This window comes from Bradyrhizobium brasilense, from assembly GCF_029714345.1.
GTDB classification, from domain to species: Bacteria; Pseudomonadota; Alphaproteobacteria; order Rhizobiales; family Xanthobacteraceae; genus Bradyrhizobium; species Bradyrhizobium australafricanum.
This window is the reverse complement of the sequence record NZ_CP121669.1, coordinates 2,068,132-2,090,585: the sequence shown is the minus strand read 5'-3', so window position 1 is coordinate 2,090,585 and position 22,454 is coordinate 2,068,132. Positions and strand designations below refer to the sequence as shown.

Sequence of the window (22,454 nt, the reverse complement as noted above, 5' to 3'; positions counted from 1 at the left end):
CATGACCAGGCACCGCGGACGCGGCATCGCGTCGGTCAATTATCCCATCGGCATGAATCTTGGCGGCGATCCGAGCCAGGCGCTGGTGCATTCCAACCCCAGCGGCAAGTTCACCGTGGCGCTGTCCTCGATCGATCTCGGCCAGGGCATGAAGTCGGTGACGCGGCAGATCTGCGCCGAGACGCTCGGCGTGCCGGTCGAGGACGTCTATGTCGACACCGCGGATTCCGACACCGGCCCGCACTGCATGGGCTCGTTCGCCTCGCGCGGCACGCATCGCGTCGGCAACGCCGTGATGGCGGCGGCGCGCGAGGCGCGCGGCGTGATGATGGAGGCGGCCGCCGAGGAGCTGGAGGTGAATGCCGCCGACCTCGAGACCGACGGCCGCGGCAATATCCACGTCAAGGGTGCTCCGCATCGCTCGATCTCGACCAAGGACGTCGCCATCGCCGCGCAGTTCAAGCAGGGCAAGACCATCTCCGGCCGCGGCATCTTCCTGGTGCCGCTGTCCGACGTCGATCCTGAAACCGGCGAGATGTCGCCGGCGACCTGTTACGCGCATGCCTGCCTGGTCGCCGAGGTCGAGGTCGACGACGAGACCGGCGAGGTCGACATGGTCCGGATGGACTCCGCCTATGAGCTCGGCCGCGCGCTCAATCCGCGGCTGGTCGAGCAGCAGCTGGTCGGCGGCGCCTGGATGGGCGTCAGCCACGCGCTTTACGAGACGCCGGAGCCCTATTATCCGGAGCCGGTGCACGGTCCGCGCGATTTCGTCGAATATCTGATGCCGGGTCCGGGCGACATCTGCCTGCACGACATCGCAGTGCTGGAGCGCCCGGCGCCCGACGGCCCGTTCGGCGCCAAGGGACCGGGCGAGATGTGCGCCAATCCGGTGCTTCCTGCGGTCGCCAATGCGATCTTCAACGCGGTCGGGGTGCGGATCGACGATCTGCCGATCACGCCGGAGAAGGTGCTCCGCGCGATCAAGGCGCAAGGCGGCGCGCGGCCGCAGCCGCGGCGCTGAGGTTTCTCTATGCCGGTCCGCAGCAACATCGTCGGCATCGACAGCCCCGAGGCGCTGGAGAAGGCGCTGCGCGCGGCCTATTACCTCGCCGACGACGGCATCGCGACCGCCTCCTATCTCTCGCTTGCGCTGGGCAAGCCGCTGCTGCTCGAGGGCGCGCCGGGTGTCGGCAAGACCGAAGCTGCAAAAGCGATCGCCGCCGTGCTCGGCCGCAGGCTGATCCGCCTGCAATGCTACGAAGGCATCGACGCCGCCGCTGCCCTCTACGAGTGGAACTATCCGCGCCAGATGCTGGCGATCCGGCAGGCCGGCGAGGAGAGCATCGACATCTATGGCGACGCCTTCCTGATCGAACGGCCGATGCTGGCCGCGCTGCGCGCGCCCGACGCGACGGTGCTGCTGATCGACGAAATCGACCGCGCCGATCAGGAGTTCGAGGCCTTCCTGCTCGAATTCCTCTCCGACTTCCAGATCTCGATCCCCGAGCGCGGCACGGTGCGCGCTGCCGAGCATCCCGTCGTGATGCTGACCTCAAACCGGACGCGCGATCTGCACGAGGCGCTGCGGCGGCGCTGCGTCTACCACTGGATCGATTATCCGAATGCCGAGCGCGAGGCACGCATCGTGATGATGCGCGCCTCCAGCGTCGCCGAGGCCACCGCCCGCGCGGTGGTCGCCGCCGTCGGCCGGCTACGCCGCGAGCCGCTGAGCAAGGCGCCCGGGATCGCCGAGGCGGTCGACTGGGCGGAGGCCGCGACCCTGCTCAACAAGGGCGGCGCGCGCTGGCCGGACGCGTTCAAGCGCTCGATCGGCGTCGCGCTGAAGGACGAGGAGGATCTGCATTTCATTTCACCGCGGCTCGATGCGATCATCGCGGAGGCGGCCGCGTGAACGACGACCTGCAGCTGCCGCGCGCCGCGCGGATATTTGTTTCGTTCGTCGCGCTGCTGCGCGCCAACGGCTTTTCGGTTGCGCCGGAGCAGACGACGAGCTTCCTCGCCGCGATCGAGCTGCTCGGGCCGCGCAGCCTGGAGCACATCCGCCAGGCCGGGCTCGCGACGCTGGCGCCGCCGCCAGAGCGCCGCGCGACCTATGACCGGCTGTTCGACATCCACTTCCGCGGCGCCGAGGCGATCGAGCAGGCCGAGGGCGAGGATGAGGAGACCGTTCGCCTGCAGGAGGAAGGCCGCGGCGAGGACGAGCCACCGCTCGCCGACGAGGCCAATGAATCCGGCCTCGCCGCGGCGCGGGCCGAGGCATTGGTCGAGCGCCGCTTTGCACAGGCCGCGACCAGCGATCCGCTGCGAAAACTGTCGCGCGAGGCGGCACGGCGGCTGCCGCGACGGCGCGGCCACCGGCGCCGCCGTGCACGCATTGGCCCGTTCGCCGATCTGCGCCGCACGCTGCGCGACAGCGTCCGCAATGACGGCGAGGTGCTGCGGCTCGGGCGGATGCGACGCCGCCAGCGCCCGCGCAAGATCCTGTTCCTGATCGACGTCTCCGGCTCGATGAAGGCGCGCACCGAGGAGAACATGAAGCTCGCGCATGTGCTGGTGCAGGCGGCCGGCAATGTCGAGGTCTTCACCTTCGGCACAAGACTGACCCGAGTCACGCCGGCGCTGCGGCTGAAGCGGCGCGAGCAGGCGCTGAACGCGGCGTCCTTCCTGGTCAGCGACTGGGACGGCGGCACAAGGATCGGCGATGCGCTGCAGGCGTTCCTCGCCGTGCCGCGGTTCGGCGGATATGCCCGCGGCGCCGCGGTCGTGATCGTCTCCGACGGCCTGGAACGCGGCGATCCGGCTGCGCTGCGCGATGCCGTGGCAAAACTGTCGCGGCGGGCCTGGCGCGTCAGCTGGCTGACGCCGCTCGCAACCTCGCCCGGCTTCACGCCGCAAACCGAGGCGCTAATCGCGATCCAGCGCTTCGTCGACGATCTCGTGGACGGCGGATCCAGCGCGGCTGTCGTCGCGCATCTGCTGTCGCTTGGAACAAGGAGAGCTGCGTGACTGGCATTGTCGACGGACATCATCACATCTGGCGGCAGGCCGATCTCGCCTGGCTGTCCGGCCCGATGCAGCCGCGGATCTTCGGCCCCTATGAGCCGATCCGCCGCGACTATCCGATCGAGGAATATCTCGACGACCTCAAGGGCACCGGCGTCACCCGCTCGGTCTATGTCCAGACCAACTGGCCGAACGGCCAATTCGAGGACGAGGCCGCCTGGGTGCAGCAGACCGCGGACGCGCACGGTTGGCCGCACGCCCTCGTCGCCTATGCCGATTTCTCCGCCGCCGACGTCCGCCCGCAACTCGATCGGTTGAAGCGCTATCCGCTGGTGCGCGGCGTGCGCATGCAGCTGCACTGGCACGAAAATCCGCTCTATCGCTTCGCCGCCCGTGCCGATCTCTGCACCGATCCCGTGATCCGGCGCAATGTCGGCCACCTCGCCGACTACGGCTGGAGTTTTGACCTGCAGGTGTTCGCACCGCAGATGGCCGATGCGGCCGGCCTCGCGGAGGCCTGCCCTGATGTAACGTTCATCCTCCAGCATGCCGGCATGCTGGAGGATCTGTCGCCGCAGGGCCGAGGCGCCTGGCGCACCGGGATGACGCGGCTCGCGCGATGCCCCAACGTGGTGTCGAAATTGTCCGGGCTCGGCACCTTCATCCATCGCAACGATGCCGCGCATATCGCCGGCGTGATGACCGATACCGTCGCGATCTTCGGCGCCGACCGCTGCCTGTTCGGCTCGAACTTTCCGATCGAGAAGCTGTGGACCAGCTATCGCGATCTCATCGCCGCTTTCAAGACGGCGGCCGAACGGCTCAGTCCCCAACAGCGCAATGCGATCTTCAGCACGACGGCGGCGCGGGTCTATCGGATAGAGCCATAGCCGCACCGCGGGCACGAACATAACAACGAACACGAATTGGGAGGGAGACAGATGCCGCTGGAGATCAAGATTCTGGACTATGGCGATATCGAGCTGGAATCGAGCTTCCTCGTGCTCGGGCACAATTGCGGCCGCACTCGCCGCGTGCTGACGCTCGGCTTCCTGATCCTCGGCGGCCCCTACCCCGTGCTGGTCGACACCGGCTATCGCTCCAACCAGATCATGGAGACGCTCGGCATGCGCGGGCTCCAGTTCCACGAGAACATGATCGAGAACCAGCTCGCCCGCCACGGCGTGCGGAAGGGCGACGTCCGCTTCGTCTGTCACACCCACCTGCACATCGACCATGCCGGCAAGGACGACCTGTTCCCGATGAACACGACCGTCGTGCTGAACCGCAAGGAGCTGGAATACTCCGTCTCCGGCCTGATGCACCCTCAGTATCCGGCGCCGGACATCAAGCACCTGATCGACCGCCTGCACACCAAGAGCGCGCTGCGCTTTCTCGACCTCGAAATCACCGGCCCGGTCGAGCTGATGCCGGGCGTCTATTGCGACGCTGCCAACGCCCATACCGAAGGCTCGATGAACATCCATGTCCACACCGCCGACGGGATTGCGACGATCTGCGGCGACGTGATCTATGATTTCAACGACCAGATCGTGAATCCCTTTAACGAGATCCACGACGCCGAGCCGCGCACCACGGGCAACCACGGCACCAGCAAGCGCGCCGAGAAGGCAGCGATCAAGAAGCTGCTCTCGAGCTCCCGCTATCTGCTTCCTGTGCACGATCGCCCGGCCAAGATCGAGGGCGGCATGGTGGTCGGCCGCCTGCATGACCAGGTACCCGGGCCTGTCGTGCAGAGCCTGCCGCAGCGCAACTGGTTCCCGGCGTAGAGGATCGAGGCGATGACGCATGTCACGCTGCGCAGCGAGTTCGAAGACCTGATCGATCCCTACGCGCCGGTCGGCCAGGTCGGGACCGGCTTCGATTTCACGGAGGGACCGATCTGGCATCCGGCCGATCATTTCCTGCTGTTCTCCGACATGCCGGGCGATGTGCGCCGGCGCTGGGATGCGCGGCGCGGCGTCGTCGAGGTCAGGCGGCCATCGAACAAATGCAACGGCATGACCTATGACGCGGACCTCAATCTGATCGTCTGCGAGCACGCGACGTCTTCGCTGATCCGCGAGCGGCCCGACGGGCGGCGCGAGGTGCTGGCTTCGCATTACGAGAACCAGGAGCTCAACAGTCCGAACGATGTCTGTGTGCATTCCTCCGGCGCGATCTATTTCTCCGATCCCTGGTACGGCCGCATGCCGGTCTATGGCGTCGAACGGCCGCGCCAGCTCGGCTTCCAGGGCGTCTACCGCGTGCCGCCCGGCGGCGGCGCGCCGAAACTGCTGGTCGACCGCTACCTGTTCGAGCAGCCGAACGGGCTGTGCTTCTCGCCCGACGAGCGCATCCTCTATGTCAACGACACCGTGCAGGCGCTGATCCGCGCCTTCGACGTCAATGCCGACGGCTCGCTTACCAATCCGCGCGTGTTCGCCTCCGGCATCCGCTCCGAGCTCGAGCCCGGCCTGCCCGACGGCATGAAATGCGACCAGCGCGGCAATGTCTGGGTCACCGCGCCCGGCGGCGTCTGGGTCTATTCGCCCGCCGCCGACCTGCTCGGCAAGGTCCGCCTGCCCGAGCTCGTCGCCAACCTCGCCTGGGGCGGCGCCGACTTCCGCACGCTCTATCTGACCGCGACCCATTCGGTCTATGCGATCCCGACCAAGGTCGGCCCGCGCCACGAGCCCTATATGAGCGGCAAGCGCGGCGGCGCGGGTGCCGCTTCGTCCACGCCTGCGCCGAATCTCGCCGCCGGTGAGATGCAGCTCGATCCGCAACGCTGCGCGATGATCATCCAGGACATGCAGAACGACGTCATCATGGACGGCGGCGCGTTCGCCGAGTCCGGTGCGCCCGCACACGCCCGCCAGCAGCATGTCGTCGAGAATGTGCGCCGCGTGGCCGAGGCTGCGCGAGCGCGCGGCGTCGTCATCATCCATGTCTGGTTCGTCGTCGAGCCGGGCGCGCCCGGCGTCACGCTCAATGCGCCGCTGTTCGAGGGGTTGGTCGACAGCAAGGCGATGGTGCGCGGCAGCTGGGGCGCGGCCCCGGTCTCGGGGCTCGAGCCGCGCCCGGGCGACTTCGTGGTCGAGAAGATGCGGATGAGCGCCTGGGAAGGCACCCGGCTTGAGACCATCCTGAAGGCAACCGGCCGCGACATGATCATCAATACCGGAGCCTGGACCAACATGTCGGTCGAGCACACCGCGCGCACCGGCGCCGACAAAGGCTATTTCATGATCGTGCCGGAGGATTGCTGCTCGACCATGAATGCCGACTGGCACAACGCCGCGATCAATTTCGCGCTCCAGAACGTCTCCGTCGTGACCAACGCCGACACCGTGATCAAGGCACTCGGCTAGGGAGGCGCGGTGCCGAAGCTGCTGCACCTTAACTGCTCACCGCGCCCCGATTCGGAATCGGCGGCCGGCGCGCGTGCCTTTCTCGATCGCTTCCGTCAGGCGCGGCCGGACTGGGAGATCGACGCGATGAACCTCTGGCGCGAGCCGCTGCCGGAATTCGAGGGATATCTGCTCGAGGCCAAATACGCCCGGATCGACGGCAAGAGCTTCACCAGTTCGCAGCACGACGCCTTCGCAATCGCCGAGCGCCTCGCGCTGCGGCTGTCGCTGGCCGATCGCGTGCTGATCTCGACGCCGATGTGGAATTTCGGCATTCCCTACAAGCTCAAGCAATGGCTCGACGTCATCATCCAGCCCGGGCTGGCCTTCCGCTTCGATCCGGCGCAGGGCTATCTGCCGCTGCTCAAGGACCGCCCGACGGTCGTGATCCTCGCAAGCGGCAGCGACTTCGTCACCGGCATGAACCGCGGCCGCATCGACATGGCAACGCCCTATCTGCGCGAGGCGCTGCGCTTCATCGGCATCAGCGACGTGCGCTTCGTGCCGATTGGCCCAACCACCGGGCCGGCCGAGCCGATCCGCGCGGCCCGCGAGGCGGCGCACCGGCGGCTGGTGGAGATGGCAGCGAGGTTTTGACCTGCTCTCTAACCACATCGTCGTCCTGGCGAAAGCCAGGACCCATAACCACCGAATCTGAATGTAAACGAGATCGTGGCCCCAGCGCAGCATCACAATTGTCATTCGGGGTAATGGGTCCTGGCTTTCGCCAGGACGACGACGTGTGTTGACTGAGGTGTGAGCCGTGCATCGGCGCCCAGGGGTAGAACCACAGGCGCCCTCGGCCATCCCTACGTTTCCGCGGCGGGAAAGACCAGCCTGCACAACAATCCTGGCGCATTGTCGCGCAATTCGATCCGTGCGCCGTGCAGGCTCGCGACCGCCGCGACCAGGCTGAGGCCGAGGCCGTTGCCCGGCGTGTAGCGGCTCTGCTCGAGCCGGTAGAACCGCTTGAAGACGTGGTCGTGCTGCTCGGCGGGTATGCCGGGGCCGTCATCGGCGATCGAAATCATCGGCCCGCCCTCGTGGTTCTCGCAAGTCACGGTCACCCGTCCGCCCGGGCGGCCATGCTTGATGGCGTTGTCGACGAGATTGGCGATGGCGTCGAACAGCAGGTCGCGGTCGCCGGTGACAAGCACCGCCTGATCGCCGGCAAGATCGAGGCGGGTGGTGACCTCCTCAGCCGCGGCATCGTAGAGCTCGACCACCTCGGCGGCGATCTCGACGAGATTGACGGTGCGAAACGCACCCTTGCGGGCTCGCGTCTCGATCTCGGAAATCCGCGTGATCGACGCGAACATCCCGAGCACCGCGTCGAGATCGGCGATGGTGTCGCCGATCAGCGCAGCATCCCCCTCGCCGCTCCGCGGGGCGTGATAGGCCTTCTCGAGCCGGCCGCGCATCCGGGTCAGCGGCGTGCGCAGGTCGTGGGCGATATTTTCGCTGACCTGCTTGACGTCGCCCATCAGGGTCTGGATCCGGTCCAGCATCAGATTGAGATTCTCGGCGACGCGATCCCATTCGTCATGGCTGCCGCGGAGCGGGATGCGCTGGTCGAGGCCGGAGAGCATGATGGCGCGACTGGTCGCATTGATCGACTCGATCCGGCCGACGGTTCGCCGCGTGACGCCGATGCTGGCAGCAGCCGCAAGCCCGATGATCAGCACGACGACGGCAATGCCGGCGGCCCTGATCTGCGCCATGAAGCCGTCGAGATCGCTGATGTCATGGCCGACCAGCAGCCGATCGCCGTTTGACAGGGTTTCCGTCACGCCTCGCAGCAGGGAGGGGCCCGAGGAAAGCTGTGGCAGGGAGGCACGAAATTCAGCCCACCCCTTCTCGGCAGCGCCCGCCGGCCACTGCCCGAGATTTCCCGCCAGCACCGTCGATCCGGGACCGACCAACAAATACACATGATCGGCAAAACCCTTGTCCGCGACGCGTTGCGCGATCAACGCGGTCAGTCCATCGCGGCCGGACCGCGCATAGGCATCATCGAGGCTCGCCTGCTCGGTCATGATCGCGCGGTCGGATCTGTCGCGCACATAGGACAACGTCGACCAGTAGACATAGGCGAAGATCGCGGAGACGATCAGGCCGAAGACACCGATGGCGATCAACGCCAGGCGGAACGTCGACGACTTGAGGGTCTTAGCCAGGAGCACGGAGGCAGTATCCGATGCCGCGGATCGTGTGGATCAGCGGATAGGCTTGCTGGTCGTCGACCTTGCGGCGCAAACGCCCGACATAGACGTCGATGATGTTGGTCGAGGGATCGAAGTGCAGGTCCCACACATGCCGCAGCAGCATGGCGCGCGACACCACGCGGCCTTCGTTGCGCGCCAGATATTCGAGCAGCTGGAATTCCTTCGGCAGCAGCGGAATCTTGCGGCCGCGGCGGCTCGCCGTCCGCGAAATCAGATCGATCGCGAGATCGCCGACCCGCAGGATGGTCTCCTTTGCAACGGTCTCGCTGCGGCGGCCAAGCGCCTCCAGCCGCGCCAGCAGTTCGACAAAGGAGAACGGTTTGACAAGATAGTCGTCGCCCCCGGCGCGCAAGCCACGCACCCGGTCGTCGATTTCGCCGAGCGCGCTGATGATCAGGAACGGCACTGCGATGCCGCCGTCGCGCATCTGACGCATCACCGTGATGCCGTCGATGTCAGGCAGCATGCGATCGATGGTGATCACGGCATAGTCGCGCGCCGCACCCTGGCTCAGCGCCTCGCGGCCGTTCGCCGCCAGATCCACATCATAACCGCTGGTGGTGAGTTCCTCGACGAGCTGATCCGCGGTTTCCGGATCGTCCTCGACGACGAGAATGCGGCGGTGAGCACCGGTCATATTCCTGAACTCTCCGAGCTGTGTCGAACTCTCCGAGTTCTCAAACTCTCCGAGCGGCCGCCCCGCGACGATCGCCGCCAGACTATCCCACTCCGGGGCAGGATGGAACGTCTGGCGACGACCGCGACAACGGTGCGGTTGGTTGGGCTATCACCAATAGTCCCCGCACACATTGACCCATTGCAGACCGTAAGCCGTCCATACCCTGCGGTAGCAGCCGTAGTCATAGCCGGCATAGAGATAGGGCGCGCCGAAGAATGCGAAGCGATGGAAGCGGTGGTGGCGGAAGAAGCCGCCATGATGGAAGAAGCGCGAACCGCGGAATCCGGCGCCGGCAAACCGCGGGCCGATTGCCGGTGCACCGACGAAGCGGGGACCACCAACGTGCCCGCCAGCGAAATGCCCGCCGCCGCCCATGGCGGCGAACGCCGCGCCACCGCCACGCATTCCGCCGCCGAAACCACCGCCATGCATGCCGCCGCCAAAGCCGCCACCGTGCATGCCACCACCCATGGCACCCATGGCACCACCGTGGCCGCCACCGAAGCCACCTCCGCCATGTCCGCCACCACCACCGCCGCCTCTGGCGAGGGCAGCGGGTGCAAGCGCAACGCTGACAGCGAGCGTCGCTGCCGTGAGACACGTGAGAAGCCTGTTCTTCATGAAACCCTCCCTGATTGGGACCGCGGCGAACTCGTATCGCCGCACGCGAGCATGATCAGAAGACGCAAGCCGATGCCCGACTTCAACTGACAAATGCGCCAGATTCTGACACCGGATTTAGAATTCGCGCGCCGGCATGCCGAGCGGCAGTTGCCTGGACCGGCGGCCACGATTGCGTTGGCCGGGATCGACGGACATTTGGCTGGAATCGGCGGATAGCGCTCGTTGAATCGATCGGCCGCGGTTCTTAATCCTGCAGCTATCGGAGAACAACGACGGCGTCGAGGGATCGCAGACCCGCTTCACAATCTGTCGATCACCGGACTCTCCCCTCCACGCCGGCCGTCATCCAACCCGCGATGCAATCGCCTTTCGCCTGGCCTCCCTGAGGGCGCCGGGACGGCGAAGTGCTGACCTTCAGCAAGGAGCTTTCGATGAGCGACGAGACCAAAAGGCCGTTTCTGACCCACGCCTCCGGCGCCCCCGTTGCCGATAATGTCAACATCCTGACGGCGGGGCCGCGCGGACCCGCATTGCTGCAGGATGTCTGGCTGATCGAGAAGCTGGCGCATTTTCACCGCGAGGTGATCCCGGAGCGGCGGATGCATGCCAAGGGCGCCGGCGCGCACGGCACGTTCACCGTCACCCACGACATCACGCGCTACACCAAGGCCAGCATCTTCTCGGAGATCGGCAAGCAGACGCCGATGTTCGCGCGGTTCTCGACGGTCGCCGGCGAGCGCGGCGCGGCGGACGCAGAGCGCGACATTCGCGGCTTCGCGCTGAAATTCTACACCGATGAAGGCAATTGGGACGTGGTCGGCAACAACACGCCGGTGTTCTTCTTCCGCGATCCCTTGCGCTTCATCGACCTCAACCACGCCATCAAGCGGCATCCGCGCACGGGGGTGCGCGACCCCGACATGAACTGGGATTTCTGGACGCTGCTGCCGGAAGCGCTGCACCAGGTCACCATCGTCATGAGCGAGCGCGGCATCCCGAAAAGCTTCCGTCACCAGCACGGCTTCGGCAGCCACACCTACAGCATGATCAATGCCGACAATGAGCGCGTCTGGGTGAAATTCCATTTCCGCACCCGGCAGGGCGTTCAGAACCTGACCGATGCCGAGGCCGAGGCGCTGGTCGGCAAGGACCGAGAGAGCCACCAGCGCGACCTGTTCCAGAACATCGAGCGCGGCGACTTCCCGCGCTGGACGCTGTTCATCCAGGTGATGACGGATGCACAGGCCAAGGCATTCCCGTTCAATCCGTTCGATCTGACCAAGGTGTGGCCCAAGGCGGATTATCCGCTGATCGAGGTCGGGCATTTCGAGCTCAACCGCAATCCGGAGAACTTCTTCGCCGAAGTCGAGCAGGCGGCGTTCACGCCGGCGAATGTCGTGCCAGGCATCGGCTATTCGCCGGACAAGATGCTGCAGGCCCGCCTGTTCTCCTATGGCGACGCGCAGCGCTACCGGCTCGGCGTCAACCACCACCAGATTCCGGTCAACGCGCCGAAATGCCCGTTCCACAGCTATCACCGCGACGGCGCGATGCGCACCGACGGCAATCTGGGCGCCACGCTGACCTACTGGCCGAACAGCCATGGCGAGTGGACCGATCAGCCGCAACTGAACGAGCCGCCACTCGAATTGTCAGGCGCGGCTGCGCATTGGGATCATCGCGTGGATGACGACCACTGGCAGCAGCCGGGCGACCTGTTTCGCAAGATGAATGCCGCGCAAAAGCAGGTCCTGTTCGACAACACCGCCCGTCAGGTCGGCAATGCGTCGAAGCACATCCAGGAACGGCACGTCGCGAATTGCAGCAAGGCCGACCCGGCCTACGGCAAGGGCGTTGCGGATGCGCTGGCGAGGTTTGCTGCCGGAGAGTTGTAGCCGGGACGGCCCCCTTCGGCCCCGTCATCCTTGTAAGTCAGGAGGCACTGGATCGGATAGAGTGTCCGGTGCGGTAACGGACGGGAGACCGCTTCATCCCAGGGCTTTGAAGCCCGGACCTCAGCGCGGCGCCCCGTCCGTTGTTCCATTGAACCCGAACAGTCGCGAGGGCCGCCTGGCGAGCCCGGTTGCGCAAGGATGGGTGCAGATGGACGCGATCTACGTTGGCATTGATGTGTCGAAGGACCGACTGGACGTGCATGTCCGTCCGAGCGGAGAAGCCTTTGCCGTGGCGCGTGACGGCAAAGGCCTGGAAGAGCTCGTTGCGCGCTTGCAGGCGATCTCGCCGGCGCTGATTGCGGTGGAGGCAACCGGCGGCTTCGAGACGATCGTTGCTGCGGCGCTGGCCGGCGCCCGGCTGCCGCTGGTGGTGGTCAACCCGGCCCAGATCCGGCACTTCGCGCAGGCGGTTGGCCAGCGCGCCAAGACGGACCCGATCGATGCGGCGGTCATCGCGCGGTTTGTCGAGGCGGTGCAGCCGGAGCCGCGTGCGATGCCGGATCAGGAAGCCCGGCTGCTGGCCGAACTGGTCAGCCGCCGACGGCAGATCATCGAGATGATCGTTGCCGAGCGTCAGCGCGAGAAGCGGGCCGAGAACGTCCGCGTCCGCAAGAGCCTTGCCCGCCATATCAAGGTCCTCGAGAAGGAGCTGCCGGAGATCGACAACGACATCGACACGCTGGTGCGCGGCTCGCCAGTCTGGCGCGCCAAGGAGGAGTTGCTGGTCAGCTTTCCTGGCGTGAGCAACACCCTCGCACGGACCTTCCTCGCCGAGGTGCCCGAGCTCGGCACGCTCAATCGGCGTCAGATTGCGAGCCTCGCCGGTCTTGCCCCGTTCACCCGCCAGTCGGGCCGCTGGAAGGGCAAGAGCATGATCGGCGGTGGAAGGGCCAAGCTGCGCGCCGGGCTCTACATGGCCGCCCTGTCGGCCAGCCGATACCATCCGCAGCTCAAGGTCTTCTACCGACGCCTGGTGACCGCTGGAAAGCCCAAGATGGTCGCCCTCATCGCCGTTGCACGCAAAGTCCTCACAACCCTCAACGCCATGCTCAGGGACCAAAAACCATGGCAACCCGCTTGACGAAGAACACAGTCGCTGAGGTGCGCGCGCTTGCGCGCCTCGAAGGATGAATCGACCAGAGATGGGGCCGTGCATCCTTCGAGGCTCGCAAGAGCTCGCACCTCAGGATGACGGGGACAGCTTAGGCAACTCAGCCAGAAGCGTCAGGTGGCCGATTTCGAACAAGGCGGCGAACTCGGCTCGCCGCCCTCCTCCGCGGCTCAGGTCGGCTTGCCGCGTCCGTTCTTCTCGGCCGCGCGGCGCAGTGCGTCGGCGAGCGCGCCGCCGCCGGACTGCTCCTGCGGCCGGCGCGGAGCCGACGACGTCATCTTGCCGGAGCCGCGCGAGAAATCGCGCGACGGCGCCGCATTGTCCTTCTTCGGCCCGATCTCGTCGTCAAGCCGCAGCGTCAGCGCGATGCGCTTGCGCGCGACCTCGACGTCCAGCACCTTGACCTTGACGATGTCGCCGGGCTTCACCACCTCGCGCGGGTCCTTGATGAAATTCCGCGACATCGCCGAGATGTGCACCAGCCCATCCTGGTGCACGCCGATATCGACGAACGCGCCGAACGCGGCAACGTTGGTCACGGTGCCCTCGAGAATCATGCCCTTCTTGAGGTCCTTGACCTCCTCGACGCCCTCCTTGAACACCGCCGCCTTGAACGCCGGACGCGGGTCGCGGCCGGGCTTTTCCAGCTCGCGCAGAATGTCGGTGACGGTCGGCAATCCGAACGTATCGTCGACGAAGGACTGCGGCTTGAGACCCCGCACCACGTCGGCATTACCGATCAGCGCCTTGATGTCGCTCTTGGTCGCCTCGAGGATGCGGCGTACCACTGGATAGGCTTCCGGATGCACGCCGGATGAATCGAGCGGATCCTCGCCATTGCTGATGCGCAGGAAGCCGGCGCACTGCTCGAACGCCTTCGGCCCGAGCCGCGGCACCTCTTTCAGCGCCTTGCGCGACTTGAACGGGCCGTTGGCATCGCGGTGCTGCACAATGCTCTGCGCCAGTCCCTGGCCGATGCCCGACACTCGCGCGAGCAGCGGCACCGAGGCGGTATTGGCATCGACGCCGACCGCGTTCACGCAGTCTTCCACCACGGCATCGAGCGAGCGCGCGAGCTTGGCCTCGCCGAGGTCGTGCTGGTATTGGCCGACGCCGATCGCCTTCGGATCGATCTTGACCAGCTCGGCCAAGGGATCCTGCAGGCGCCGCGCGATCGAGACCGCGCCGCGAATGGTGACGTCGAGGTCGGGCAATTCGTTCGAGGCGAAGGCCGAGGCCGAGTAGACCGATGCGCCGGCTTCGGAGACCACGATCTTGGTCATCTTGCGCTCGGGCAGCCGCTTCACGAGCTCGGCGGCGAGCTTGTCGGTCTCGCGCGAGGCGGTGCCGTTGCCGATCGCAATCAGCTCGACGCCATGCTCGATCGCGAGCTTGCCGAGAATGGCGAGCGCCTCATCCCAGCGCCGCTGCGGCTCGTGCGGGAAGATCGCCGTATGCGCCACCACCTTGCCGGTCGCATCGATCACCGCGACCTTGACGCCGGTGCGATAGCCGGGATCGAGCCCCATAGTGGCGCGCGCGCCGGCCGGCGCCGCGAGCAAGAGGTCGCGCAGATTCGAGGCGAACACGCGCACCGCCTCGGTCTCGGCCGCGGTCCACAGCCGCAGCCGCAAATCGATGTTAAGATGGATCTGGATTTTGGTGCGCCAGGCCCAGCGCACCGTCTCGGTCAGCCATTTGTCGCCCTTGCGGCCCTGGTTCGAGATCGCAAAGCGGTTCATGATCTTGAGCTCGTAGAGGCCGGGCTGGCCTACGACCGGCTCCTGCGCCTCCGGCTTGATCGCGAGGTCGAGGATCTCTTCCTTCTCGCCGCGGAACAGTGCCAGGATGCGGTGCGACGGCAGCTTCGGCAGCGGCTCGGAGAAATCGAAATAGTCCTTGAACTTCTCGCCTCCGGTCTTCTTGCCGGTGCGGACGGTCGAGGCCATGATGCCGTTCGACCACATCTCCTCGCGCAGCGCGCCGATCAGGTCGGCATCCTCGGCGAAGCGCTCGACCAGGATCGCGCGCGCGCCGTCGAGCGCCGCGGCGACGTCGGCCACCTGCTTCTCGGCATTGACGAAGGGCGTCGCGGCCTCGTTCGGATCGCTCTCGGGCTGCGTCAGAAGCTGATCGGCGAGCGGCTCGAGGCCGGCTTCCTTGGCGATCTCGGCCTTGGTGCGACGCTTCGGCTTGTAGGGCAGATAGATGTCCTCGAGCCGGCCCTTGCTGTCGGCGGCCATGATCTGGGCCTCGAGCGTGGCGTCGAGCTTGCCCTGCTCGCGGATCGAATTGAGCACCGCGGTGCGGCGCTCCTCGAGCTCGCGCAAATACGTCAGCCGTTCTTCCAGCGCGCGCAGCTGGGCGTCATCAAGCGCGCCGGTGAGCTCCTTGCGGTATCGCGCGATGAACGGCACCGTGGCGCCGCCGTCGAGCAGCGTCACCGCCGCCTCGACCTGTTCGTCGCGAACACCCAGCTCCTGCGCAATCTGATGATGAATCTTTGCCACGCCCGTCTCTCTGAAATTCCGTTGCGCCGCCGGATCACCGATGGCGCGGAGGCCGCTTATGAACCATCCCGGATTGATTCATCAAGGCGCGCTGTGGATCAAATTGGGCGCGGGCCGCAATCTATTTCCGGGATGTTGGCCGTCCGCGGCTTGACAAATAGATGCGCGCGGCGTTGCCGCCGAAAATCGCGGCCCTCGCGTCACTTGACAAATCAGCCAGCAAGGTCTCCGCCGCCGCGAACCAGTGCGCATAGCCGCCGGCGAGATTGACGACGGGCCAGTCGCTGCCCCACAGCATCCGCTGCTGCCCGAAACATGCCAGTGCATGATCCACGGCCTCGCTGAGATCGGCAACCTGCCAGTTCGGTGCCGCCTCGGTCGCAAGGCCCGAGAGTTTGCAGACGACGTTGGATCGTGTGGCGAGGCTTGCGATGTCGTCCTTCCAGGCTGCGATGTCGCCGGTCGCAAGGTGCGGCTTGCCGAAATGGTCGAGCACGAATTGCAGGTCCGGATGGCGATCGACCACCTGAATGAGCCGCGGCAAATGGCGCGGCAGCACCAGCGCGTCGAAGACGAGGTCATGCCGCGCCATGGCCTCGAGCGGCGCCGCCAGTTCGGGGCGCAGCAGCCAGTCGTCACCGGCGATGTCCTGCACCATCGGCCGCAGACCGACCAGGAGCTCGCGCCCGGCAAACGCGTCGATCCGCGCCGCGGCGTCGGCGGCGTCGAAGTCGATCCAGCCGACCACGCCGCGCACCTGCTCGGCGCCTTTTGCGATATCAAGCAAAAATGTGGTCTCCGCTTCAGTCGGCGCGGCCTGCACCAGGATGGTGCCTTCGATCCCGGCCGCGGCGAGATGCGGCGCGAGATCGGCCAGGCCGAAGTCGCGGTAGATCGGCCCGCGCTCGGGCGTCAGCCAGCCGTAATCCGCGCGCGCCAAGGTCCAGACATGGTGATGGGCGTCGATCCGCATCATGTCGGCACCGGCGCATGCTGGTCGAGCAGCCCCTCATTCTTCAGGTCGCGCCACAGCGCGGCAGGCGCGGGCGACGACAACGCGGCGACGTTGCGCTCGACCTCCTGCGGCGTCTGCGCGCCGAGCACGAGGCTTGCCACCGCCGGATGGCCGAGCGCGAAATGCAGCGCCGCGGTCGGCAGCGCCACGTTGTGGGCGCGGCAGACCCGATCGATCGCCGCCACCTTCTGCATCACGTCCGGCGGCGCATCCTTGTAATTGTACTTGGCACCGGCAACCGCGCCGGTCGCCAGGATGCCGGAGTTGAAGACGCCACCGAGCATCATGCCGATGTCCTTTGCTTGCGCCAGCGGCAGGAATTCGGCGAGTGCGGGTTGCTCGAGCAGCGAGTAGCGGCCGGCAAGCAGCATGGTGTCGAACGTTCCGGCCTTGGCGAAGCGCACGCACATCTCGGCCTCGTTGACGCCGATCCCGATGCCCTTGACCACGCGCTCGGAACGCAACTTGTCGAGCGCGACATAGGCGCCTTCCATCGCCTCGCGAAACCGCGCCTCGATCGCGTCAGTTCCGTGGGTCCAGACGTCGACGTCGTGGATCAGCAGCAGGTCGATGCGATCGGTGCCGAGCCGCAGCAGCGACTGCTCCACCGAGCGCATGGTGCCGTCATAGGAATAGTCGAACACCGCGCGATGCGGCGCGCCGCCGGCGAAATTGGAGCCGCGGCCGTGGAACGGGTCCATCCAGCGCCCGACCTTGGTGCAGACGACGACGTTGTCGCGCGCCACGCGGCGCAGCGCGGTGCCGCTGCGGTGTTCGGCGAGGCCATGGCCGTAGAGCGGCGAGGAATCCAGCAGGTTGATGCCCAGCGCAAACGCCCGCTCCGCTGCTGCGATCGCAGCAGTGTCGTCGAGCCGTGCGAACAGGTCGCCGAGCGGCGCCGTGCCGAAGCCGAGAATGGAGACATCGAGCCCGGTGCGGCCGAGCCTGCGGCGTGGCAGTGCCGGGGAGCCTGGATCGGAGGATTGTTGTTGGGTCATTATGGCCTCCCGCCTGCGTTTCTTGTTAGCCCCTCATCAGACTAGCGTCGTTGACCAGGATCGTGAAGAGACCTTGGCGGCCGACGCCGCGGTGTGGTCTCTCATCGCGCACGCACCACATCGCTAAAGCGCAATGCACAGCTTCACGTTGCCCATCGGCGGGAGATAGGCTATGGGAGCGCTCCGCAACTTCAACGCAGGAGGCGACGATGTTCAGGTCTGTGCGCTTCCCGGGTTCGCCGCGCGATATTTGACGCGCGTCCCGGGATCGGATCCCGGGTGAAATCGCAACACCCACACGCAATCGAATCTGCCGCGGGCCTTCGGCTCCGCGCTTGCGGAACTGTTGTCATGACCTCGACGCTTCTGGTGACCTCTCGTCGCGAGGCCACACGCTCCGTGCTGCTCGAACATCAGCTGCGGAGGTATCATCCACACGTTCAGGGAAAGGTCCGCGCGCTGGCCATGCGGCACACGCGTCTTGCGGACCTTGCCGCGAGCTTCCCTGCGCTGCTATTCGCGCTGGCGGTCCCGCGAGCCGGGATCGCTTCGGCGCGCGCACGCGCATCCGTCATCGACGGCCGCTCGCTCGCGGACGCCGCGGCCGCGGCGGGCATTCCGCTGTGGCTGCGAAGATTGCCGCCGGAGGCATTCACCGCTCCAATCACGGGACTGCCCGATGACGAGCTGTTTCGCCGGCAGATCGCGAACCACCTGCCGCTATCACCGAAGCTCGCGCCGATCTGGCTGAGATCCGTCGCGGCGGTTGCCGAGCTCGCACATGGACCGGCGGCGGTCTGGATCGCGCGCGAGCTGGTCCGAGCGCCGCCGCGCACCCGTGATGCGCATCCGCCACCGCCGCTTCGTTGCTAATCGTCGGCAACAATCTGCTGGGCAAGGTTGTCGACCACCACAGGACTCTCGAAATAGGTGACGATCGGATCGGCGCCATATTTCTCCCGTGCGCGGGCGCGCCACGCATCGGTGTACAGCGCTTCCGCCTCCACTCTCGAGTCCCAGAAATAGATACCGCCGGCCGTCATCCCGTCCTCGGACAGCAAATAGGTCTTTCGGAACAGCCCCTGAATGCCGCGATAGATCGGCGCGGTACTCAGGAAGATGCTGCGAGCTTCCTCGCGCGTGATCGGCTTCGGCAGCTTGAACGTCGTGACAGCGGTAATCATCCGGATCTCCTCGGGTTCATTCTTGACATCATTGTCAATATTGACGATTGTGTCAACAATGACCCGATGGAGTGGATCGAATGGTGGGCGTGCGTCAGTTCGACGAGGACGAGATGATCGCAACCGCGCTAGACGTGTTCTGGCGCAAGGGCCTGCACGATGCGACCATGCAGGACCTCGCGGCCGCGACCGGCGTCCAGCGCGGCAGCCTCTACAACGCCTATGGCGACAAGGAAGCGATCTTCCTGCGCGCCTTCGATCAGTATGCCGCGCAATTCCTGGACGCGGCCGGCAGCGCGCTGGCGCAGGGCGATACCTCGGCGAGACTGAGGGACTTCTTTGACATGATCATCGTCAACATGACGAACGGCACGCCGCAGCGGGGCTGCCTGACGACGCGCACCGCGCTGGACGCTGCCATTTCGAGCGCGGATGTGCGTCAGCGCGTGCTGGACGTGCTCACCCGGCTCGAGCAGCTGGTCGGCAAAGCCATCAGCGCGGCGCCGAACAGGCGCAGCACGGCCGATGCAAACCGGCTGGCGCGCGTCATCGTGACGTTCACGCGCGGGCTCGCCGTGATGGAGCGCGCCGGATACAGCCGCAAGCAGTTGAGGGAGTCGGCCACCACGTTCATCGATGCCGTGATTGGCGACGCCTGAGGCGGCGTCCTTGTTGCGGCGACGGCGTCATCGAATGGGAGAAACCAGCATGCAGGAACGGAACGGCGGCTGCCTGTGCGGCGCGGTGCGTTACACGCTCAAGAGCGAACCGCGGAGCATCGCGATATGTCATTGCACACATTGCCAGCGGCAAAGCGGCAGCCTGTTTTCGTTCAACCTCGTGATCCGCGAAGCCGACTACCAGCAGTCGGGCGAGACGGTGATGTTCGTCGACAAGGGCGACAGCGGCCATCCGGTCCATCGTCATTTCTGCGGGCGCTGCGGGTCCCCTCTGCTGGCGAAGACCGCATTGATGCCCGGCAAGGTCGTGGTGAAAGCCGGCACGCTTGACAGCATGGAGGGATTGCAGCCGCAAGCCGAGATCTATACCGATCGCGCCGTCGCATGGCTCACGCCGATCCCCGGCGCTGCGCGCTTTGCCCGGAACGTGTGACCGGACGCGCCGGTCACGAACGCAGCGGGAACGGATTCAGCCTGGCCAGGGTTGCCACCGTTCCGATTGCATCGGAACGGTGGCTCTCGATTTTGCTCTGACGCGTTTTCTTCACGCGAACCGATATCAGCTTCGCTCGAAAACGCTCCGGCGATCATTGACCGGCCGGCAGTTCGGCGTAGTTGCCGTCCTTGTCGCGGCGGTACACGACGTAGTCGATCAGGGTGATGTCACCCTTCGGCGTGTAGCTGATCTTGCCGAGCACGGTATCCCAGCTTCCGGCCTTGATGGCCGCCGCGACCTTCTTGGCGTCCGTGGTCTGGGCACGGGCTGCGGCCTGGCTCCAGATCTGGAACGCGGCATAGCTGTAGAGCGTGTAGCCGTCGGGATCGATGCCCTTGTCCTTGAACTTCTTCAAGGTCGCGGCCGCGGTCGCCTTCTTGCGCGGGTCGGGCGAGAAGGTGAACAGCGAGCCTTCGGCGAGCGGACCTGCGATCGCGGCGAACTGCTTGTCGACCAGGGCGTCGCCGCCCATCAGCACCGCATTGACGCCCTGCTCGCGCATCTGGCGCAGGATCAACGCTGCCTCGGCATAATAGCCGCCGACATAGACGAAATCGATCGACTCCTTCTTGAAGCGGGATACCAGGGCAGCAAAATCCTTGTCGCCCTTGGTATAGGCCTCATAGAGCTTTTCCTTCACGCCCGCGGCGTTGATGGCGTTCTTCGTTTCGTCGGCAAGGCCTTTGCCGTAGGTCGTCTTGTCGTGGATGATCGCGACGTTCTTGGTCTTGCAGTTCTTGATAATGTAGGCGGCCGCAACCGTGCCCTGCTGGTCATCCCGGCCGCAGACACGGAATGTGTTCCACAACCCGCGCTCGGTGAATTGCGGATTGGTCGAGCCCGGCGTGATCTGCAGCACATTGCCCTCGGCATAGGCGTCCGACGCAGGGATCGAGGTCGATGAGCAGAAATGCCCAACGACGAACGGAATCCTCGCGCCTGCCATCTTCTCGGCAACCGACACCGCCTGCTTCGGATCGCAGGCATCGTCGCCGACCTCCAGCTTCAGCTTCTTGCCAAGCACGCCACCCGCCGCATTGATGTCGGCAATCGCGAGATCAGCACCGTTCTTGAACTGCTGGCCAAAGCTCGCCTCGGAGCCGGTCATCGGCCCGACCACGGCAACACTGATATCCTGTGCCGTGGCGGCGCCGGACAAGGCCAGGCTCGCGCCGAGCGCAAGGAAATATCCTCGAAGTGCAAACTTCATCACATTCTCCTCGATGGTCTCAAGTCGCCTCAATGCATCGCAGTCGACGAATCCGCCGATTGCAACGATCGCCGGGGGGCTGCCGTTTAAGCGCGAGACGATTGGCAGGCTCGGACTGAGGCGACGGGGGATTGGACATATGCGACATCGGGCAACAATGTGAAACACGTTGTCGTGCATTGACGTCTGAAATCGCCCACAGCGGACGTGATTGGGCGGCGATGTTGTGTGCGCGACAGCACACAGGCTGGCGGAGAGCGCAGTTTGCGACGTCGCCCGAGATCGACCAGATGCCGGACGACGGCGCCGCGCAGCTTGGGCGTCGCGAGCTGGTAGCTGTCGTCAAGCTCCCTGATGTAGAGCGCCGGCAGACGCATCGCCTCGGTGTTCGCGGGCAACGACCGGTTCAGCATGTCCTCGGGATCGCGGACCAGCAGTGCCAGCGCCTTGCGCGGGAGCCTGAGACCGACGAAACGGCTCGGCGAGACCGGGACCACCATGTTGCCGACCTCCGCGCTCGACTCCAGCACGGCCTGCCCCGGGCCCAGCTCGATGTCGCGGCCGCGCTGCGACGCGCGGGCGTTGCCGCTCGTGATGATCGTCAGCACAAGGTCGTCATTGCCGTCGAGCAGCTCGCGCGGCCGTGCGATCTTGAGGTTGCTGCACGCCCAGGACCCGATCCCGAGCCCAGGCAGCTCGCGCACATTGGCTTCGGCATGGAACGCGCCGACGCTCAGTGGCTCCGGATCGAGCTTCACGATCATCCGCCCGATCTGCTCGCGAAAGATCGGCAAGCGGTCGCGCTCGCCGAAATCCGCGGTCGAGAACCGAAACCCGGCGATATCCGGCGACTGCATCGTCATCGGCCAATTCTCATGGCGGCGGGAGGTCGCCGGTGATATGGGGCCGATTTGTGGCAGCATGACACCGCTCGAGTGCACGGGACCGTGCTTACGCGTCGGCACTTTTGCTGCAGACAAGCGATGCTCGGCCGGATCATCCTGACGTTCTTGTCGGGTCTGAAATGCAACCGAGACCGAAATCGTGCTCACTCGATATTGCCCGGTGTCGTCATGCCAAGCCGTTACGCGGATTATAATTGACTGACCGGACGGTCAATAGTAATCCAAGCGCAGGTCACGCGACCTTCGGCCACCAGAAGCCGCAACGGGAGGTCATCATGGTCAGCGATTTGGTGTTGACCGATATCCGCGCCGGATATCGCGTCGTGACGCTCAACACCTTTCTCGAAAAGCGCGCGACGCGCTTTGTCGGACGAGCCAAAGCTTGAACGTTCGGATTGAACGTTCCGCCGTCAAGGCGAGAC

The 22,454-nt window shown here is 65.7% G+C and carries 22 protein-coding genes; 13 read left to right on the top strand and 9 right to left on the bottom strand.

What is annotated here, in order from left to right; all coding sequences use genetic code 11:
• Position 1 precedes the first annotated feature (1 nt).
• The 7 genes from QA635_RS09655 to QA635_RS09625 are packed head-to-tail and all read left to right on the top strand — an operon-like array spanning position 2 to position 7,037.
• Positions 2-1,024 (top strand): xanthine dehydrogenase family protein molybdopterin-binding subunit, encoded by a 1,023-nt coding sequence (locus QA635_RS09655; protein ID WP_283068525.1) that lies wholly within the window; start codon positions 2-4, stop codon positions 1,022-1,024.
• A 9-nt stretch (positions 1,025-1,033) separates the two neighbouring features.
• Positions 1,034-1,915, top strand: coding sequence for an AAA family ATPase (locus QA635_RS09650; protein WP_283068523.1), 882 nt, complete (start codon positions 1,034-1,036; stop codon positions 1,913-1,915).
• Positions 1,912-3,030, top strand: coding sequence for a vWA domain-containing protein (locus tag QA635_RS09645; RefSeq protein WP_283068522.1), 1,119 nt, complete (start codon positions 1,912-1,914; stop codon positions 3,028-3,030). Before QA635_RS09650 ends, QA635_RS09645 begins: the two co-directional genes overlap by 4 nt.
• Positions 3,027-3,917, top strand: a complete 891-nt coding sequence (locus QA635_RS09640; RefSeq protein WP_283068521.1) for an amidohydrolase family protein — start codon at positions 3,027-3,029, stop codon at positions 3,915-3,917. Before QA635_RS09645 ends, QA635_RS09640 begins: the two co-directional genes overlap by 4 nt.
• Positions 3,918-3,968: 51 nt before the next feature.
• Complete coding sequence (locus tag QA635_RS09635) at positions 3,969-4,817, top strand: MBL fold metallo-hydrolase (protein WP_283068520.1); 849 nt, start codon at positions 3,969-3,971, stop codon at positions 4,815-4,817.
• Between the two features lie 12 nt (positions 4,818-4,829).
• Complete coding sequence (locus tag QA635_RS09630; protein ID WP_283068519.1) at positions 4,830-6,401, top strand: isochorismatase family protein; 1,572 nt, start codon at positions 4,830-4,832, stop codon at positions 6,399-6,401.
• A 9-nt stretch (positions 6,402-6,410) separates the two neighbouring features.
• Positions 6,411-7,037: an FMN-dependent NADH-azoreductase gene (locus QA635_RS09625; protein WP_283068518.1), complete on the top strand. Its 627-nt coding sequence runs from the start codon at positions 6,411-6,413 to the stop codon at positions 7,035-7,037.
• Between the two features lie 212 nt (positions 7,038-7,249).
• Here the strand turns inward: QA635_RS09625 and QA635_RS09620 are convergent, their stop codons facing one another.
• From QA635_RS09620 to QA635_RS09610, 3 genes are all read right to left on the bottom strand, one after another.
• Positions 7,250-8,623: a sensor histidine kinase gene (locus QA635_RS09620; RefSeq protein WP_283068516.1), complete on the bottom strand. Its 1,374-nt coding sequence runs from the start codon at positions 8,621-8,623 to the stop codon at positions 7,250-7,252.
• Positions 8,610-9,302, bottom strand: a complete 693-nt coding sequence (locus QA635_RS09615; RefSeq protein ID WP_028338477.1) for a response regulator transcription factor — start codon at positions 9,300-9,302, stop codon at positions 8,610-8,612. Before QA635_RS09615 ends, QA635_RS09620 begins: the two co-directional genes overlap by 14 nt.
• A gap of 150 nt (positions 9,303-9,452) precedes the next feature.
• Entirely contained in the window at positions 9,453-9,965 is a 513-nt protein-coding gene (locus tag QA635_RS09610) for a hypothetical protein (protein ID WP_283068511.1), read from the bottom strand.
• Between the two features lie 434 nt (positions 9,966-10,399).
• On the opposite strand from QA635_RS09610, the gene QA635_RS09605 reads away from it, so the two are divergent.
• Both QA635_RS09605 and QA635_RS09600 read left to right on the top strand, forming a co-directional pair.
• Positions 10,400-11,863, top strand: coding sequence for a catalase (locus tag QA635_RS09605; RefSeq protein ID WP_283068509.1), 1,464 nt, complete (start codon positions 10,400-10,402; stop codon positions 11,861-11,863).
• Positions 11,864-12,071: 208 nt separating this feature from the next.
• Positions 12,072-13,004: an IS110 family RNA-guided transposase gene (locus QA635_RS09600; RefSeq protein ID WP_283062735.1), complete on the top strand. Its 933-nt coding sequence runs from the start codon at positions 12,072-12,074 to the stop codon at positions 13,002-13,004.
• Positions 13,005-13,204: 200 nt separating this feature from the next.
• Here QA635_RS09600 and QA635_RS09595 read toward each other — a convergent pair whose 3' ends face one another.
• The 3 genes from QA635_RS09595 to QA635_RS09585 all read right to left on the bottom strand — a co-directional run bounded on the left by QA635_RS09595 (position 13,205) and on the right by QA635_RS09585 (position 17,557).
• On the bottom strand, positions 13,205-15,544 hold the full coding sequence (locus QA635_RS09595) for a Tex family protein (RefSeq protein WP_283068508.1): 2,340 nt from the start codon (positions 15,542-15,544) through the stop codon (positions 13,205-13,207).
• 121 nt (positions 15,545-15,665) lie between these two features.
• Positions 15,666-16,520 carry an amidohydrolase family protein gene (locus QA635_RS09590; RefSeq protein WP_283068506.1) on the bottom strand — a complete coding sequence of 285 codons (855 nt, stop codon included), beginning with the start codon at positions 16,518-16,520 and terminating at the stop codon, positions 15,666-15,668.
• Positions 16,517-17,557 carry an aldo/keto reductase gene (locus QA635_RS09585; protein ID WP_283068505.1) on the bottom strand — a complete coding sequence of 347 codons (1,041 nt, stop codon included), beginning with the start codon at positions 17,555-17,557 and terminating at the stop codon, positions 16,517-16,519. The genes QA635_RS09590 and QA635_RS09585 overlap by 4 nt, the downstream gene beginning before the upstream one ends.
• Positions 17,558-17,908: 351 nt before the next feature.
• Here QA635_RS09585 and QA635_RS09580 point away from each other — a divergent pair, with 351 nt between their 5' ends.
• Positions 17,909-18,430, top strand: a complete 522-nt coding sequence (locus QA635_RS09580; protein ID WP_283068504.1) for a hypothetical protein — start codon at positions 17,909-17,911, stop codon at positions 18,428-18,430.
• On the opposite strand, the gene QA635_RS09575 is transcribed toward QA635_RS09580, so the two are convergent.
• Positions 18,427-18,741 carry a monooxygenase gene (locus QA635_RS09575; protein ID WP_283068502.1) on the bottom strand — a complete coding sequence of 105 codons (315 nt, stop codon included), beginning with the start codon at positions 18,739-18,741 and terminating at the stop codon, positions 18,427-18,429. The genes QA635_RS09580 and QA635_RS09575 overlap by 4 nt on opposite strands.
• Before the next feature lie 80 nt (positions 18,742-18,821).
• Here QA635_RS09575 and QA635_RS09570 point away from each other — a divergent pair, with 80 nt between their 5' ends.
• Positions 18,822-19,400, top strand: coding sequence for a TetR/AcrR family transcriptional regulator (locus QA635_RS09570; RefSeq protein ID WP_063790097.1), 579 nt, complete (start codon positions 18,822-18,824; stop codon positions 19,398-19,400).
• Positions 19,387-19,854 carry a GFA family protein gene (locus QA635_RS09565; protein WP_283068500.1) on the top strand — a complete coding sequence of 156 codons (468 nt, stop codon included), beginning with the start codon at positions 19,387-19,389 and terminating at the stop codon, positions 19,852-19,854. Before QA635_RS09570 ends, QA635_RS09565 begins: the two co-directional genes overlap by 14 nt.
• Before the next feature lie 154 nt (positions 19,855-20,008).
• Here QA635_RS09565 and QA635_RS09560 read toward each other — a convergent pair whose 3' ends face one another.
• Entirely contained in the window at positions 20,009-21,127 is a 1,119-nt protein-coding gene (locus tag QA635_RS09560) for a branched-chain amino acid ABC transporter substrate-binding protein (RefSeq protein WP_283068498.1), read from the bottom strand.
• 86 nt (positions 21,128-21,213) lie between these two features.
• Positions 21,214-21,891, bottom strand: a complete 678-nt coding sequence (locus tag QA635_RS09555; protein WP_283068496.1) for an AraC-like ligand-binding domain-containing protein — start codon at positions 21,889-21,891, stop codon at positions 21,214-21,216.
• A gap of 335 nt (positions 21,892-22,226) precedes the next feature.
• On the opposite strand from QA635_RS09555, the gene QA635_RS09550 reads away from it, so the two are divergent.
• The gene (locus QA635_RS09550; protein ID WP_283068495.1) at positions 22,227-22,418 is read left to right on the top strand and encodes a hypothetical protein; all 192 of its coding nucleotides are present in this window, start codon (positions 22,227-22,229) and stop codon (positions 22,416-22,418) included.
• The last annotated feature ends 36 nt before the right edge of the window (positions 22,419-22,454 follow it).

Coding starts and splice junctions, on each gene's coding strand:
- QA635_RS09575 (WP_283068502.1), bottom strand. CDS start 18,741: ATGATTACCGCTGTCACGACGTTCAAGCTGCCGAAGCCGATCACGCGC.
- QA635_RS09580 (WP_283068504.1), top strand. CDS start 17,909: ATGACCTCGACGCTTCTGGTGACCTCTCGTCGCGAGGCCACACGCTCC.
- QA635_RS09615 (WP_028338477.1), bottom strand. CDS start 9,302: ATGACCGGTGCTCACCGCCGCATTCTCGTCGTCGAGGACGATCCGGAA.
- QA635_RS09570 (WP_063790097.1), top strand. CDS start 18,822: ATGGTGGGCGTGCGTCAGTTCGACGAGGACGAGATGATCGCAACCGCG.
- QA635_RS09630 (WP_283068519.1), top strand. CDS start 4,830: ATGACGCATGTCACGCTGCGCAGCGAGTTCGAAGACCTGATCGATCCC.
- QA635_RS09555 (WP_283068496.1), bottom strand. CDS start 21,891: ATGATCGTGAAGCTCGATCCGGAGCCACTGAGCGTCGGCGCGTTCCAT.
- QA635_RS09605 (WP_283068509.1), top strand. CDS start 10,400: ATGAGCGACGAGACCAAAAGGCCGTTTCTGACCCACGCCTCCGGCGCC.
- QA635_RS09650 (WP_283068523.1), top strand. CDS start 1,034: ATGCCGGTCCGCAGCAACATCGTCGGCATCGACAGCCCCGAGGCGCTG.
- QA635_RS09600 (WP_283062735.1), top strand. CDS start 12,072: ATGGACGCGATCTACGTTGGCATTGATGTGTCGAAGGACCGACTGGAC.
- QA635_RS09635 (WP_283068520.1), top strand. CDS start 3,969: ATGCCGCTGGAGATCAAGATTCTGGACTATGGCGATATCGAGCTGGAA.
- QA635_RS09655 (WP_283068525.1), top strand. CDS start 2: ATGACCAGGCACCGCGGACGCGGCATCGCGTCGGTCAATTATCCCATC.
- QA635_RS09610 (WP_283068511.1), bottom strand. CDS start 9,965: ATGAAGAACAGGCTTCTCACGTGTCTCACGGCAGCGACGCTCGCTGTC.
- QA635_RS09590 (WP_283068506.1), bottom strand. CDS start 16,520: ATGATGCGGATCGACGCCCATCACCATGTCTGGACCTTGGCGCGCGCG.
- QA635_RS09585 (WP_283068505.1), bottom strand. CDS start 17,557: ATGACCCAACAACAATCCTCCGATCCAGGCTCCCCGGCACTGCCACGC.
- QA635_RS09560 (WP_283068498.1), bottom strand. CDS start 21,127: ATGAAGTTTGCACTTCGAGGATATTTCCTTGCGCTCGGCGCGAGCCTG.